This is a genomic window from Bacillus sp. 22190 (assembly GCF_052045575.1).
GTDB lineage: Bacteria > Bacillota > Bacilli > Bacillales > Bacillaceae > Bacillus > Bacillus altitudinis.
In genome coordinates this window covers 60,059-73,553 of sequence record NZ_JBQEPF010000010.1, presented here as the reverse complement: position 1 = coordinate 73,553, position 13,495 = coordinate 60,059, and the positions used below count along the sequence as shown (strand labels likewise).

17 protein-coding genes are annotated in these 13,495 nt (G+C 42.1%); 9 read left to right on the top strand and 8 right to left on the bottom strand.

Annotated elements, in window-relative coordinates; translation table 11 throughout:
- Positions 1–126: 126 nt before the first annotated feature.
- Positions 127–645, top strand: coding sequence for a type 1 glutamine amidotransferase domain-containing protein (locus ACTJKA_RS14060; RefSeq protein WP_007496591.1), 519 nt, complete (start codon positions 127–129; stop codon positions 643–645).
- Between the two features lie 107 nt (positions 646–752).
- On the opposite strand, the gene ACTJKA_RS14055 is transcribed toward ACTJKA_RS14060, so the two are convergent.
- Both ACTJKA_RS14055 and ACTJKA_RS14050 read right to left on the bottom strand, forming a co-directional pair.
- Positions 753–968: a DUF1128 domain-containing protein gene (locus tag ACTJKA_RS14055; RefSeq protein ID WP_008341757.1), complete on the bottom strand. Its 216-nt coding sequence runs from the start codon at positions 966–968 to the stop codon at positions 753–755.
- 75 nt (positions 969–1,043) lie between these two features.
- Entirely contained in the window at positions 1,044–2,399 is a 1,356-nt protein-coding gene (locus tag ACTJKA_RS14050) for an alanine/glycine:cation symporter family protein (RefSeq protein WP_007496593.1), read from the bottom strand.
- Between the two features lie 174 nt (positions 2,400–2,573).
- On the opposite strand from ACTJKA_RS14050, the gene ACTJKA_RS14045 reads away from it, so the two are divergent.
- Genes ACTJKA_RS14045 through ACTJKA_RS14035 form a run of 3 tightly spaced genes read left to right on the top strand, consistent with a single transcriptional unit; the run spans position 2,574 to position 4,233 of the window.
- Entirely contained in the window at positions 2,574–3,044 is a 471-nt protein-coding gene (locus ACTJKA_RS14045) for a low molecular weight protein-tyrosine-phosphatase (RefSeq protein WP_008341755.1), read from the top strand.
- Between the two features lie 19 nt (positions 3,045–3,063).
- Positions 3,064–3,396 (top strand): hypothetical protein, encoded by a 333-nt coding sequence (locus tag ACTJKA_RS14040; RefSeq protein ID WP_035391343.1) that lies wholly within the window; start codon positions 3,064–3,066, stop codon positions 3,394–3,396.
- A gap of 18 nt (positions 3,397–3,414) precedes the next feature.
- Positions 3,415–4,233 (top strand): YihY/virulence factor BrkB family protein, encoded by an 819-nt coding sequence (locus ACTJKA_RS14035; RefSeq protein WP_046527357.1) that lies wholly within the window; start codon positions 3,415–3,417, stop codon positions 4,231–4,233.
- 207 nt (positions 4,234–4,440) lie between these two features.
- On the opposite strand, the gene ACTJKA_RS14030 is transcribed toward ACTJKA_RS14035, so the two are convergent.
- Both ACTJKA_RS14030 and ACTJKA_RS14025 read right to left on the bottom strand, forming a co-directional pair.
- Positions 4,441–4,950: a GNAT family N-acetyltransferase gene (locus tag ACTJKA_RS14030; protein WP_072367758.1), complete on the bottom strand. Its 510-nt coding sequence runs from the start codon at positions 4,948–4,950 to the stop codon at positions 4,441–4,443.
- Positions 4,951–4,964: 14 nt separating this feature from the next.
- Entirely contained in the window at positions 4,965–6,128 is a 1,164-nt protein-coding gene (locus ACTJKA_RS14025) for an MFS transporter (RefSeq protein WP_008341750.1), read from the bottom strand.
- 75 nt (positions 6,129–6,203) lie between these two features.
- On the opposite strand from ACTJKA_RS14025, the gene ACTJKA_RS14020 reads away from it, so the two are divergent.
- From ACTJKA_RS14020 to ACTJKA_RS14010, 3 genes are all read left to right on the top strand, one after another.
- The gene (locus tag ACTJKA_RS14020; protein ID WP_039168023.1) at positions 6,204–6,581 is read left to right on the top strand and encodes an OsmC family protein; all 378 of its coding nucleotides are present in this window, start codon (positions 6,204–6,206) and stop codon (positions 6,579–6,581) included.
- A gap of 65 nt (positions 6,582–6,646) precedes the next feature.
- Entirely contained in the window at positions 6,647–7,714 is a 1,068-nt protein-coding gene (cax, locus tag ACTJKA_RS14015) for a calcium/proton exchanger (protein ID WP_268358968.1), read from the top strand.
- Positions 7,715–7,781: 67 nt separating this feature from the next.
- Entirely contained in the window at positions 7,782–8,564 is a 783-nt protein-coding gene (locus ACTJKA_RS14010; protein ID WP_017366830.1) for a YfkD famly protein, read from the top strand.
- Positions 8,565–8,937: 373 nt separating this feature from the next.
- Here the strand turns inward: ACTJKA_RS14010 and ACTJKA_RS14005 are convergent, their stop codons facing one another.
- The 4 genes from ACTJKA_RS14005 to yfkAB form a co-directional block, all read right to left on the bottom strand.
- Entirely contained in the window at positions 8,938–9,657 is a 720-nt protein-coding gene (locus ACTJKA_RS14005) for a YebC/PmpR family DNA-binding transcriptional regulator (RefSeq protein WP_007496614.1), read from the bottom strand.
- Between the two features lie 132 nt (positions 9,658–9,789).
- Positions 9,790–10,200, bottom strand: a complete 411-nt coding sequence (locus tag ACTJKA_RS14000; protein ID WP_224562626.1) for a nuclear transport factor 2 family protein — start codon at positions 10,198–10,200, stop codon at positions 9,790–9,792.
- A 91-nt stretch (positions 10,201–10,291) separates the two neighbouring features.
- The gene (locus ACTJKA_RS13995; protein WP_046527360.1) at positions 10,292–11,128 is read right to left on the bottom strand and encodes a mechanosensitive ion channel family protein; all 837 of its coding nucleotides are present in this window, start codon (positions 11,126–11,128) and stop codon (positions 10,292–10,294) included.
- Positions 11,129–11,135: 7 nt separating this feature from the next.
- The gene (gene yfkAB, locus ACTJKA_RS13990; RefSeq protein ID WP_017358799.1) at positions 11,136–12,257 is read right to left on the bottom strand and encodes a radical SAM/CxCxxxxC motif protein YfkAB; all 1,122 of its coding nucleotides are present in this window, start codon (positions 12,255–12,257) and stop codon (positions 11,136–11,138) included.
- Positions 12,258–12,404: 147 nt separating this feature from the next.
- On the opposite strand from yfkAB, the gene ACTJKA_RS13985 reads away from it, so the two are divergent.
- Together ACTJKA_RS13985 and pdaA are read left to right on the top strand one after the other, a co-directional pair.
- Complete coding sequence (locus tag ACTJKA_RS13985) at positions 12,405–12,596, top strand: SE1561 family protein (RefSeq protein ID WP_003218031.1); 192 nt, start codon at positions 12,405–12,407, stop codon at positions 12,594–12,596.
- A 102-nt stretch (positions 12,597–12,698) separates the two neighbouring features.
- On the top strand, positions 12,699–13,490 hold the full coding sequence (pdaA, locus tag ACTJKA_RS13980) for a delta-lactam-biosynthetic de-N-acetylase (protein ID WP_268358966.1): 792 nt from the start codon (positions 12,699–12,701) through the stop codon (positions 13,488–13,490).
- The last annotated feature ends 5 nt before the right edge of the window (positions 13,491–13,495 follow it).

Below are 13,495 nucleotides of genomic sequence, written 5' to 3'. Positions count from 1 at the left end.
AATGTGAATGAGTCTAAATGCTTATTTTTATGAAAGGGGGTTTTCTCATAGGGATAGGATGTTTGATTTCAATTGGTGGGGGTATAGTGTGTAGTGTAAACGATAATCAAGCAGGAGGGTTTCTACATGGGTAAGAAAATTGCAGTTGTCTTAACAGATTACTTTGAGGATGTTGAATTCACCGAGCCTGCAAAAGCCTTTAAAGACGCAGGCCATGAGATCACAGTAATTGAAAACGAAAAAGGAAAAACAGTGAAAGGAAAGCAAGGAGAGGCAGAAGTAAGAGTCGATGCGTCTATCGATAACGTGAAACCAGAAGACTTCGATGCACTTCTGATTCCTGGCGGCTTCTCACCAGACATTCTGCGTGCGGATGATCGCTACGTGCAATTCACAAAAGCCTTTATGGACGAGAAAAAACCAGTATTTGCGATCTGTCATGGACCGCAATTGCTTATTACAGCGAAGACGCTGGAAGGAAGAGGCGCGACCGGCTATACATCCATTCAAGTAGATATGGAAAACGCAGGCGCCAAATTCAAAGATGAAGAAGTTGTCGTTTGTCAGGATCAGCTTGTCACAAGCCGTACACCTGATGACATTCCAGCATTTAACCGTGAATCATTAAAACTGCTCGCAAAATAAGTAGTTTTGACAGGATAAACAAAGCCAGCACCTTGCGAGGTGCTGGCTTTTTCTGTGCATGGATGTAAGAAAGCGGCGTCAACCGCAATTCAGTATCAGGTGCACGATTATTTTCTTAAGCTTTTCAGCTCGCTTGCAATGGCTTGCATTTCACTTGGGCTGAATGAAGATTTTTTCATCACCATTTGGTGAAGAAATTCAATATCTTCATACTTATCTGGACTGAAGTCTTCGGCTTTGATGACTCCAATATTCAGCATATTGAGCTTTTGCGAAATGTCTTCAATCAGCTGATTGACTTCAGCCGCTTTTTGCTGTGACAAGGGCGGCACGTCCTTTCCTGCATGTGTCGAATAATATGTCTATTTTAACAGAAAAGCAAAAGAATAAAAGGGCTATTATGACGACACTGAAATGTTTTTTTCCTTTTTCTCCTCTTTGATCTTATCAATGATTCGTTTGGATTCAAACACCACAACACCTGATAAACCGATGAGTCCAATTAAGTTTGGAATGGCCATCAGTCCATTGAGCATATCTGCTACGCCCCAGACGAAGTCATTCTTAAACACGGCACCGAAAAAGACAGCTATCACAAACACGATACGATAATACATGACGTACGAATCCTTCGCCAAATATGTAAAGCATTTTTCCCCGTAATAGGACCAGCCAATGATGGTTGAATAGGCAAATAGGAGCAGCCCGATTGCCACGATGGTTGAGCCAGCTGGACCGAGGAAGTGAGCAAAGGATAACGAAGTCAGCGCATCACTTTTTTCTGTTAAATACATATCTGCCATAACAATCGTAATGCCAGTGATAGAACAAACAATGATGGTGTCAATAAACACTTGCGTCATAGAGACGAGCGCTTGACGGGCAGGCATATCCGTTTTCGCAGCTGCAGCAGCAATTGGTGCTGATCCAAGTCCAGCTTCATTGGAAAAGACGCCTCGCGCGACACCCCAGCGAATAACGGTTCCAATCGCACCACCTGCCACGGCTTGACCTGTAAAGGCATCTGAGAAAATAAGACTGACTGCGCCAGGAACAAGATCAGCATTCATGACAAGAATGATGAGTCCGCAAATGACGTAAAATAAAGCCATGACTGGTACAAAAATAGATGTCACTCGGCCGATACTTTTAATTCCGCCTAAAATCACGAGTGCCGTAAAGGCAGTAATGATGATACCTGTTACCCATGTTGGAATTTGAAAAGTAGAATTCATGACGCCTGAGATGGAATTAGACTGTACCAGGTTGCCGATCCCAAAGGCAGCACTGGCACCGAAAACAGCAAATAGCACCCCTAGCCATTTCTGTTTTAAGCCATGCTCTAAATAATACATAGGTCCGCCAGACATTTCGCCTTTTTCGTTTTTGACCCTGTATTTCACAGCAAGAACAGCTTCTGCAAACTTGGTGGCCATCCCGAAAAATGCAGCAAACCACATCCAAAATACTGCACCAGGACCACCTGCAATGACAGCTGAGGCAACACCGACGATATTCCCTGTACCGACAGTTGCAGCAAGCGCCGTCATTAATGCTTGGAAATGGGAGATATCTCCCTCTGATGTTTTGTCTTGTTTTGAAAAAGCGAGCTTTAAAGAATAAGGAAGTAATCTAATTTGAATGAAGAGAACGCGAAAGGTGAGGTAGATTCCAGTACCAACAATTAAAATTAACAGGGGAGGCCCCCACAAAAAATTGTTCATCGTCGTGACAAATTGCTCAATGATTCCCATCTAATGTCCCCCTTTGTTTGTGTAATTCTCCTAAAGTTTCTCCTGTTTTTGTGTAATTTGTCAATGCCGATGGGAGTTTTTCTTGCAAAGTTTCCAAAAGAAAAAGGGCTTGATATGATAGAGAAAAGGTTTTCCAATGGGACTCTTAGGGAAAAGATAGGAGGAGAATGAAGGATGATTCATGTATTATTTGTGTGCCTCGGCAATATTTGCAGGTCACCGATGGCAGAGGCGATGTTTAGAAAACGAGTCGAAGACGAAGGGCTGAGTGAACACTTTGTGATTGATTCAGCAGGCATTGGCGGCTGGCATCAAGGCAGTCCTCCGCATGAAGGAACACGTAAGCTGCTTGATGAAAAGGGCATCAGCTATGAAGGAATGACTGCAAGACAAATCATGGATAAGGATATCACCACATACGACTATATCATTGCGATGGATGCTGAAAATGTAGGCGCCCTCCGCAGTTTAGCCGGCTATGGAAAACATCACTTTATTGGCCGTCTTCTTGACTTTGTAGAAGACGACGATCGAGACGATGTGCCAGATCCTTATTACACTGGGAACTTTGAGGAAGTACATGATTTAATTGAAACAGGAATTGATCGTTTTTTGACGTATGTAAAAAAAGAGAAACACCTTTAACTGAAAGGAGTCAGATGAGATGGAAGAGAACAAACAAATCGTGCTTCGGGGAGCTGTTATAGGCGCAGCCTGCGGCATATTGCTGACATTATTTCATCGTCCAACAAGAACTGCACTGAAAGAAAAATGGAATGACTGCCAGCAAAAGCTGGATGAATACCGCCTGGAGCCTGGCAAGATGTCTGCTTGCGTGAAGGAAAAAATGGAAGAAACGAAGCAATTGATGAGAACGGTCTCAGATGATTTGTCTTTTCTGAATGAACAGGTGAATCAGTTAAAGGAAACAACACCAAAGGTATTAGAGATTATTGAAGAAACAAAGGATCACTTTCAAAAGAAACAGAAAGATTGATCATTGGAGATGAGGCGTATGGGTTTTGTTAAAGCGTTAATTGAACGCTTTTTGCTGCATGAAGGACCGGCAAAATCAGCTGAACTTGCGTATTTCTTTTTGCTTTCATTATTTCCGTTTCTCATCTTCGTGCTGACGCTTGTTGGTTATTTGCCGCTGACATCAAAGGATGTTCTAAGCGTCATTTCTGGTTATGCGCCAGAGGGAGCGCTTTCGATGATTGAATCCATTGCCGAAGAGACGCTGAATAACCGTAACGGCGGATTGTTGTCATTCGGGATTATTGCGGCACTCTGGTCTGCATCCAACGGTATTAATGCGGTTGTCAGAGCATTTAACCATGCTTACGAAGTTGAGGAAAATCGTTCCTTCATTCTCGTACGTTTAACATCGATTATCTTAACCATTGCGATGGTGCTTACGATTATTTTTGCCTTGATGCTGCCTGTCTTTGGAAAAGAACTTGGCTTATTCGTTGCCAAATTAGTAGGGCAGTCAGATGCGTTTCTCACCATTTGGACCGCCATGAGATGGATTATTAGTCCACTGATTTTACTAATTGTTTTTACATCCCTATATTATTTTGCCCCTAATATCAGGCTGAAATTGAAATTTGTGCTGCCGGGCGCCATATTCGCATCTGTTGGCTGGATTCTCGTCAGCATGCTGTTCTCATTTTATGTAGGCGAATTTGCCAACTATAGTGCGATGTACGGAAGCATTGGGGGAATCATTATATTAATGATCTGGTTTTATTTAACCGGCATTATGATCATCCTCGGCGGCGAGCTCAATGCGCTTTTACATAAGCGTAAAATCGTACCAGGCAAGGTGTGAAAAAAACCGGGCATCCTAAAGAAGAACGAACTTGTTCAATCTTAATGGATGGGGGAATACCGAATGTCTAAACAATCGAAAAAAGGCGGAAGCAACACAAAACAAAACAAAGGCCATCAGCCAAAGCACAAAACAAGTGGAAGTGCGAATGGGCAAAATGGGTATCACTAGATGAAAAAACTCCTCTGCATAGGTGCAGGGGAGTTTTTAATGATTCAATTTCCGAATATAACGCTTCAGGAGAAAAGTTGCATCAGGCTTTGGCTGATAGTTTGGATCGAGCTGAAAGCCTGCTTTCATCGCAACACGTTCACTTCTGACATGCCCAACAGGACAAAAGATTTCAAATCCATCGACTTCAGGAGCAAAGGCATCTGTCATACATTTCACTGTTTTGGTCACAATACCTTTCCCTTGCGCATCTTCACCAATCCAATATCCAATATTGCCTATCCGATGCTGAAACGTCATGCGGAATACACCGATTAATTGATTGTTTAATACGATACCCGCTTCTATATCTTTTTTTTCAGCATAGGCAGTGCGGGCAGATTGAATAAATGATTGAACATCTTCTATGCGATGACAGTGATTCACCCAAGGTAGCCACTCTCCCAAGTGATCTTTATTCTGCTGGATAAGTGCAAATAATGCCTCTGCATCGGCTACTTGTAAACACGCCAATTTTAAGTCATCTGAAATGTTAAATGTAAACAAAATAGATCCTCCATTTAGTTACTTTCAACCACTGCCAGCGTCTTCCCAAATCGAACACAACAAAACACAAATAAAATCACAATGCTGACAAGGTAAAGTAAATTCATGCCCTCGAACGTCTGCACAAAGAATCCGCCAAGAACCGGACCGAGAATACTTCCTGCACTAAACGCCATCCCGCACATCAAATTCCCAGCAGGCAGCAGATGCTTTGGCAATAAGTCTGTCATATAACTGATGCCAAGTGAGAAGGTCGAACCTACAGCCATACCTGCGATAAAGAAACAGATCGCAACAGCCAAAACGGACTGAATGAAAATCCCTGCTAAAAGGAAAAAGAATGAACCGACGAGTGTCACAACTAAAATCATGCGTCGTCTGCCGAAACGGTCACTCAGCATCCCGAGAGGAAGCTGAAAAACAATACTCCCAATCGCAAACGCAGGTAAAATAAACGCAACAGCATCTATCGTCACCCCGCTTCTCAGCGCATACACAGGGAAGTTACTATTGAGCGTCGTTTCTAAAAAGCCATAGCAAAACGGCATCATAAACGCTACCCAGCCAAATTGAAACGCCTTCTTGAAGCGCTTCAAACTATTTGTCTGCTCTGACGTCTGCATTTCACCTGTATCAGGATATGTATTTTTTAAAACAAACACAAGCAGCCAAATACACAAACTAACTGCACCAGACACAATAAACGGCAAGGATGGATTGATTTCAATGAGTGGTGTTAAAAAAGGGCCAGCGGCAAAACCGAGTCCAAAGGATAACCCATACAATGAAATATTTCGCCCGCGATTTCTAGATGAAGAGGCATAGGTTACCCACGTCTGTGTGGAGAAATGAAGCATATGATCACCGATGCCGATCATCAGCCGCAAGAAGAACCAGACGACATAAGATTCAATAAAGACAAAACTAAATAAACTTAAAAAGACAGCAGCGCCCCCAATGACGATCAATGGTTTAAATCCGAAGCGGCGCAGCGGCGCTTCCATAAAAGGAGACGCAAGCAGCACGCCGAGATATAAGCCGGTGGCATGCAGTCCGTTTAACGTCGGGGAAGTGCCGGCATGTTCGAAAATAATCGAAATAACTGGCAGTAACGCTCCCTGCGAAAAACCAGATACGGATACAAGTAAAATTAAAATCATAAAATGAATTCTCGACATAAGAAGCTCCTTACAAGTTCATGCTTTCATCGTACAATGGAACCATAGGGGTTTCAATAGAAAGGTGGAAAAGGAATGAAGCTGATATACGAAAATGATCGGTGGGTCGCAAATGCTGATCATAGGCAGCTGCCTATTTCGGGAAATGAAGAAGCGGGATACAGGCCGTATCAATTGTTCACCTCGGCTATTGCGGGCTGTTTTGGAGAAATGGTCATTCATGTATGTCGGAAAAAACGAATATCCTATCAAGGGCTGACCATTACACCTGAAACGACAAGAGAAGGAACTGTAAACAAAATCACTCATATTCATTTACATATGATCTTTGAAAGCATCAGCACCTCTGATGAACAGCTGGAAAAAGTAATGAAACTTGCGTTAAAGCATTGCTCCATGGTGCAATCCGTGAAAGGAACGATTGATATCACCCTTTCACACGAACGAATCTAAATGTATATGATGCCGGCACTCACGAAAGAATAACAGTCAGATATGATGTAAAGGAGATTGGCTGTATGAATCGTTTGTTTCTTGTGATTGTCGCAATCGGTGTTCCATTATCTGTGATTGGCAGTTTTCTTCATTTCCCGCAGGCTGTCATGTTCGCCGTCTATTGTATCGCCATCATCGGTCTTGCAAGTTATATGGGAAGAGCGACAGAGAGTCTTGCCATTATAGCGGGACCAAGAATTGGTGGGTTATTAAACGCTACTTTTGGAAATGCAGTGGAATTAATCATTTCATTTTTTGCATTAAAACAAGGACTCACCGCTATTGTCCTTGCTTCACTCACTGGCTCAGTGATCGGCAATTTACTGCTCGTGGCTGGACTGTCTTTTTTCGTTGGCGGATTGAAATTTAAACGACAAGAGTTCAATGTCCACGATGCAAGGCATAACTCTGGGCTTCTTATGTTTGCGATTATTGTGGCATTTGTCATTCCAGAAGTCTTTTCCATAGGGATGGCAGAAAATCGTCAATTTGTTTTAAGTATCGGCATTAGCATTGTGATGATTTTGCTTTATGTCGCAGCACTCTATTTCAAACTGGTCAGCCACAGGGGTGTGTATGTTGCCAAGCAGGAAATTGCGGAAGGGGAAGCAGCGACGGAAGAAGAAACACCAGAATGGTCTGGGAAGTTTGCCACGGCGATTTTACTCCTTGCGACAATTGCTGTGGCGTATATTTCAGAGCGGCTCGTCCATACATTTGACACAGTCGGAGAACAGTTTGGCTGGAGTGAGCTGTTTATCGGGGTCATCATTGTTGCGATTGTCGGTAATGCAGCAGAACACGCATCTGCCGTCATCATGGCGTATAAAAACAAAATGGATGTCGCGGTCGAAATTGCTTTCGGTTCTACGCTTCAAGTCGCCATGATGGTCGCACCGATCCTTGTGATCAGCTCTCTGTTTTTTGAAAAGCAAATGCCACTGATCTTCTCATTACCAGAGCTCATTGCCATGGCATCCTCTGTTTTACTAACCGTGATCCTTTCAAATGATGGGGATACGAACTGGTTTGAAGGTGCTACATTGCTCGCTGCCTATTTCATTATGGCGATTGGATTTTTCCTTTTATAATCTTTTGTGGATAAGGGACGTCTTTCGGGAAAATACTATGGAAAAATGAATGAGAAAGAGTGATGATATGAAAAAGATGCCCCGCATCATGTTTGTTGTTCTCTTATCCTTAAGTTTCCTATACAGTTTTCCAGCCGAGGCAGCAAAGCCGTTTAAGGTGCCATCGTCTGTCGCCAGTATCTCAAAGGAAAATACGTATCCAAATGCTTCACAAGATCAACCGCTGCTACAGCCGAGCGAGCTGACGGCCGAATTATTTAAAACAACAAGTGTACCAATTGAAAATACACATTTAATTAAAATGCTGAATGAATCCAGTATCTCAGGTACACCGCTAGCAGTTGGCTACAGGGCAACGATTTTTCTTGGAAGATGGGCACTCAGCTATGATTCAAACGAAACCGTCGCCAATTGGGAATACAAAAAAGTGAACACGAATCACATTGATAATAGAGGCGGAAACAAAACAGCCATCGGCAAATATGTGCAAAAGCAACAAGTAAAAGTAAGTGGAGGGCTCACAGCAAAAGTACCAAACCCAGAAGATGTGAAAACATTGATGATGCAAAAAGCCATCCAAAAAACAAAACTTCCGCTCGCCTTCGACACAGTGATTGGTGCAGGAACAAAGCGAGATCAGTCCTACCACGTATCTCCGAAAAAAGCAGCAACCCTGCATGCATACGCTCCAGCGATTAACGAAAAAGGAAAGGTTACTTACGGAGAAGTGTATCTTGTGCTCAAGGGAAATAAACGCAAACTTGTCGTAAAAAATGTGACCTCACAAGGAATCGGCGCTTGGATTCCTGTTCAGGATCACCTGACGTTTGGGTTTCAAGGGATGAATTAAAAACAGTCATCTCCTCTTACCAAGGGGAGATGACTGTTTTTTGATTAAGATGTCCTATCTTTTTTCTTTTTCACTTCATGAATGTAAAAATCAAAGGCGTTATATAAAAGATATACAAAGAAAAGAAAGAGAAAGACTTTCGTGAATATCGTCAAATTTTTGAAAATTAAGCATAGACCAATAAAAGGGAGGATCATAAAGCCATAATACGAAAACCACCATGTTTTAAAAATGAAACTCAGCTCCTTGGTTATTTGTGGAAACGACTCTTTCTTCATATTACATGGTCTTGAGTAGAACGTAAACCTTACCAAGAAAATAAAAAAGCCAACGCAGAAGTTGAATGAATCCAACAACTCGATGGCTTAGCTGATTATTCCCCTAAATCCACATTATGATAAACTTGCTGCACGTCTTCAAGCTCTTCTAATACATCGATGAGTTTTTCAAATTGTGCTTTCGATTCATCATCTAATGTCACTTCGTTTTGAGGCAGCATTGTGATTTCGGCGACAGTAAATTCTTCTACGCCTGCCTGTTTGAACGCTTCTTGAACTTGATGGAATTGATCTGGTTCAGCGTAGACGATCACCGTATCATCTTCTTCCATAATGTCACGTACATCAATGTCTGCTTCCATTAAAAGTTCAAGCGTTTCTTCTTCACTTTTCCCCTCGACACCGATCACCGCTGTTTGGTCAAACATGTAAGCAACAGATCCACTGACGCCCATGTTTCCACCGTTTTTCCCAAATGCCGCACGAACATCTGACGCTGTACGGTTCACGTTATTGGTGAGGGCATCAACAATCACCATAGATCCGTTTGGCCCAAATCCTTCGTAACGCAGCTCATCGAAGTTCTCTTCTGCGCCGCCTTTTGCTTTTTCAATCGCACGGTCCACAATGTGTTTTGGGACACTATATGTTTTTGCACGTTCTAGGACAAAGCGAAGTGCTTGGTTTGATTCTGGATTTGGCTCACCTTGCTTGGCAGCCACATAGATTTCACGCCCGAATTTTGCGTAAATACGACTTGTATTGGCATCCTTTGATGCTTTCTTTTCTTTAATGTTGTTCCATTTACGACCCATCTTATTCACTCTCTTTCAATTAGTAAATACACAGTATGAGGGTCCCCATGCTGCATGAAATCAATCTGCTTTCTATTATACATGAATCAGTCAAGAGGATAGAAGTAAGACGGCTGAAAAGAAAAGAATTCCTTAGCTGATATGTCCAAGTTGTTCAAGCGTCTTATTTTTCTCATGCGGTCTAGTCAGCTCATCACACCGAATGATTCTACCATCTAATAAAGTAAATAACGCCATCACATCTATTAGACCATGGTCTCCTGTGGACAGCTCAACATGTACAGTGTAACGAAAACACCCTTGCTGAGTCTCTTCATCAAACAACATATCATGAAAGGCGGGGATGTCGAGCTGTTTGGTCATGACTTTTAATGTGGAGAGATGCTTTTTAAATTCATCAAGGGAAGAGACCTTTCCATCAGTGACTTGCTGATAATCTGAAGAAAAATAAGTCTCCACCTTTTCTATATCTAATTGGATTAACACCTCTTGATACATTTGCTTAATAAAAAAAATCGCTTCAGTTTTTCTCAATGTAAACATCCTTTCTTTTAGTTAACCGGTGAACTATATAATATTATAATTAACTGGTTAACTAAAAACAATCAAAAAAATAACCTCATCACAAATGAGGTTATTTTGTAGGCTGTGGATAGACGAGATCCTCAAGCAATTTCACATCATGCTGATGAAGTTGTGTGATCATTTCTTTTCGCACAGCGAGGGCGGCTTCAAAGTATTTTTCATCCTCGACCATTCCTTTTACGGTGATCTCAATCCCGCGATTCAATTTATTGAGCCCCATAATGCCATGAACCTGAAAAGGTTCAATGGCGTTTTGGAATTCATCTTTTTTGAGTAAATCATGATGCATTTGATTTAAGTGATCACATGCTGTTTCTAGCGCCTTGAAAGCAATGTCAGGATTTTGGTTTGCGCTGATCAAGACTGACTCTGTGATACGCATGTAGTGCATATTGTAGTTTTGGATTTGACGAATGTCTCCGTTTGAAATGGTTAACAGCTTGCCGCTCCATTCTCTAATTTGCAGAGACCGGAGACCAATTTCTTCAATGGTTCCGTTAAAAAGATTATTGACCGTCACATAGTCACCTTTATGAATTTGCCTTTCATAAATGAGGAAGATGCCAGCTAAAATATCACGAATCAAGGTCTGAGCGCCAAAACCAATGACAATTCCAGCAACACCAGCCCCCGCAAGGATTTTCCCAAAGTCATGAAAAAATAGAGAAATCACATATAAGACAAAACATATGGAAGCTGTATACTTTGAAACCGATTTGACCAAGCTCTCAATCGTTTTTTTCTTTTTATCTTCAATGAATTCAGTTCGTTTAAAGAAAATCTGAAGCGCTTTGTTGATCATAAAGACGGCAAGCCAAAGAATGAGTCCAACAAGGAGAATTTCAATGTATTTGTTCTTGACCACTGTCAGAAATGTTTCGTCCATCTATCGGTTACCCCCTGGCTGTACGAGAAGTAAAATCAACATCTTGATAATAACTGTTTTTCACAAGAACATTTGGACCAAGGCATTGCACACTTGGGCAATGACAATTCAGTTCTTTTGCCAATTTTGTGTTCATCCAGCGTGTATAAGCTGATTGCAACGTATCGGTTTCAATATTTCCTAATGGCGGTGTATCGCCAAAGTCTGTCACAATAATATTCCCATCAAAAATATTCACATTCAACCGTGAACGGCCATCAGGGTCATTTCGTACTGTCACATTTTTCGCTTGACGCAATCGAGTCAAGAGGCGCTGGTCTTCTTCATCTGTGCTGCATGAATAAAATGGCAATGTGCCAAACAGCATCCATGTGTTCTCATCACGAACATCGAGCAACTGATGAATCGCATCCCGCATTTGTGGAAGCGACAATGATTCAAGGGCGCTCGCAAAATCACTTGGATACATCGGATGAACTTCGTGGCGCTGGCATTTCATCTCGTCCACGATTTGACGATGAATGTGTTCAATATAAGGAAGCGTACGCTTATTCAGCATCGTTTCAGCAGATACGGTTACACCCGCTTTCACAAGGGCCTGACTATTCTCAATCATGCGGTTAAACAATTTCTCACGCTGCTCAAAGGTTGGCTTTCGGTCCATCATTGCAAAACCAACCGTAGCAAACTCTTCGACCGTCCCCCAGTTATGTGAAATGTGTAGGACATCCAAGTATGGAATAATCTCTTCATATCGAGCCAAATCAAGTGTTAAATTCGAATTAATTTGGGTACGGACGCCGCGTTCATGGGCATACTTTAATAAAGGAACGACATATTCCCGTACAGATTTCAGAGACAGCATCGGCTCTCCGCCTGTAATGCTAAGGGAACGCAAGAGCGGTACTTCATCTAAACGGCGAAGCAGTAAATCGAGTGGCAGTGCATTCGGATCTTTTGGCTGCAAAGTATAGCCAACCGCACAGTGCTCACATCTCATGTTACACAACGTCGTTGTCGTCAATTCAATATTTGTCAGCTTCATTTCTCCGTAATCCTGCACATCGAGATAGGCTTCCCAAGGGTCGAATGCAGGTGTAATCGGACGAAGTGCTGTTTTTTGGTTCATGGTATCTATCTCCTTTTCATTCGGGCAAACATAGACCCGCCAACAGTTAATTTTAAGCCCCATCACCGTTATACGCAAGAGGGGACACAATTGATTTACAAAGGAAAAAAAGATAAGCTATAAACAAATGCTAAAGGGAGTGTATCTATGGGCAAGGCAGCAGACAGCAAAGAGCAGCAGGTTGATTATTTAAAGAACCGATTAGATATGTTTATGAATGTGATTGATTCATTAGATCCTGAATCCACAGACGTTGAGGATATAGACAGACTCATCCAGATGATTGACGACCTGGAAGCGAAATATGAACGGTTTAAAACCGATTGGAAGGAAGAATAGCTCGCGCTGATGCGGGCTTTTTTCTTTAAATTGGCAGGTCAAAAAGTGTATGAGTACCCGGTATATTCTGCACAATAGAAGAAAAACCGGGAAGTGACGTAAATGAAAAAATGCATACTGATCTGTTTATGTGCGCTTTTTGTATCGATGCCTTTTTCCAACCTAGAAGCCGTGTCTAATCAGCCGATTCATTGGGGATTTGCTAAAAGCAAAGAGCACAAGCCAGCAGATGCCGGCAAGGAACTGACGACACTCTTAAAGAAATATGATGCTTTCTATTTAGGAAATACGAAAAAGAAAGAGATTTATTTTACATTCGACAATGGCTATGAGAATGGATACACACCCAAAATCTTGGCCGTGCTGAAAAAACATCAAGTACCGGGCACCTTTTTTGTGACTGGGCACTTCGTAAAGGACCAGCCTAAGCTCATCAAACGTATGGCAGAGGAAGGTCATATTATTGGCAACCATTCCTATCACCATCCAGATTTAACAACAAAGAGCACGAAAGAAATCAAAGAAGAGCTGGATCGTGTCAATGAAGCGGTATACAAAATCACAGGAAAACAAGATAACCTCTACCTTCGTCCACCGCGCGGAGTGTTCAGTGAAAGGGTACTAAAGGAAACGAAACAGCTTGGCTACCAAACCGTTTTCTGGTCAGTAGCGTTTGTAGATTGGCACATCCACCATCAAAAAGGAAAACAGTATGCGTACAATCAAATGATGAAACAGGCGCATCCGGGTGCCATTTACTTACTTCATACCGTCTCAAGGGACAATGCCGAGGCACTTGATGATGCCATCACTGCTTTAAAAAAACAAGGATATACCTTTAAAAGCTTAGACGATCTCATGCTTGAAAAAGTATGGCATCTCCCTCAGCTATAGAAAAA

What these genes read in the sequence shown, in the direction of transcription:
- ACTJKA_RS14020 (WP_039168023.1), top strand. Translation starts at nt 6,204, where the DNA reads ATGAAGCTGATATACGAAAATGATCGGTGGGTCGCAAATGCTGATCAT.
- ACTJKA_RS14040 (WP_035391343.1), top strand. Translation starts at nt 3,064, where the DNA reads ATGGAAGAGAACAAACAAATCGTGCTTCGGGGAGCTGTTATAGGCGCA.
- ACTJKA_RS14035 (WP_046527357.1), top strand. Translation starts at nt 3,415, where the DNA reads ATGGGTTTTGTTAAAGCGTTAATTGAACGCTTTTTGCTGCATGAAGGA.
- ACTJKA_RS14060 (WP_007496591.1), top strand. Translation starts at nt 127, where the DNA reads ATGGGTAAGAAAATTGCAGTTGTCTTAACAGATTACTTTGAGGATGTT.
- pdaA (WP_268358966.1), top strand. Translation starts at nt 12,699, where the DNA reads ATGAAAAAATGCATACTGATCTGTTTATGTGCGCTTTTTGTATCGATG.
- ACTJKA_RS14000 (WP_224562626.1), bottom strand. Translation starts at nt 10,200, where the DNA reads ATGTTTACATTGAGAAAAACTGAAGCGATTTTTTTTATTAAGCAAATG.
- ACTJKA_RS13995 (WP_046527360.1), bottom strand. Translation starts at nt 11,128, where the DNA reads ATGGACGAAACATTTCTGACAGTGGTCAAGAACAAATACATTGAAATT.
- ACTJKA_RS14045 (WP_008341755.1), top strand. Translation starts at nt 2,574, where the DNA reads ATGATTCATGTATTATTTGTGTGCCTCGGCAATATTTGCAGGTCACCG.
- cax (WP_268358968.1), top strand. Translation starts at nt 6,647, where the DNA reads ATGAATCGTTTGTTTCTTGTGATTGTCGCAATCGGTGTTCCATTATCT.
- ACTJKA_RS14010 (WP_017366830.1), top strand. Translation starts at nt 7,782, where the DNA reads ATGAAAAAGATGCCCCGCATCATGTTTGTTGTTCTCTTATCCTTAAGT.
- yfkAB (WP_017358799.1), bottom strand. Translation starts at nt 12,257, where the DNA reads ATGAACCAAAAAACAGCACTTCGTCCGATTACACCTGCATTCGACCCT.
- ACTJKA_RS14025 (WP_008341750.1), bottom strand. Translation starts at nt 6,128, where the DNA reads ATGTCGAGAATTCATTTTATGATTTTAATTTTACTTGTATCCGTATCT.
- ACTJKA_RS14050 (WP_007496593.1), bottom strand. Translation starts at nt 2,399, where the DNA reads ATGGGAATCATTGAGCAATTTGTCACGACGATGAACAATTTTTTGTGG.
- ACTJKA_RS13985 (WP_003218031.1), top strand. Translation starts at nt 12,405, where the DNA reads ATGGGCAAGGCAGCAGACAGCAAAGAGCAGCAGGTTGATTATTTAAAG.
- ACTJKA_RS14005 (WP_007496614.1), bottom strand. Translation starts at nt 9,657, where the DNA reads ATGGGTCGTAAATGGAACAACATTAAAGAAAAGAAAGCATCAAAGGAT.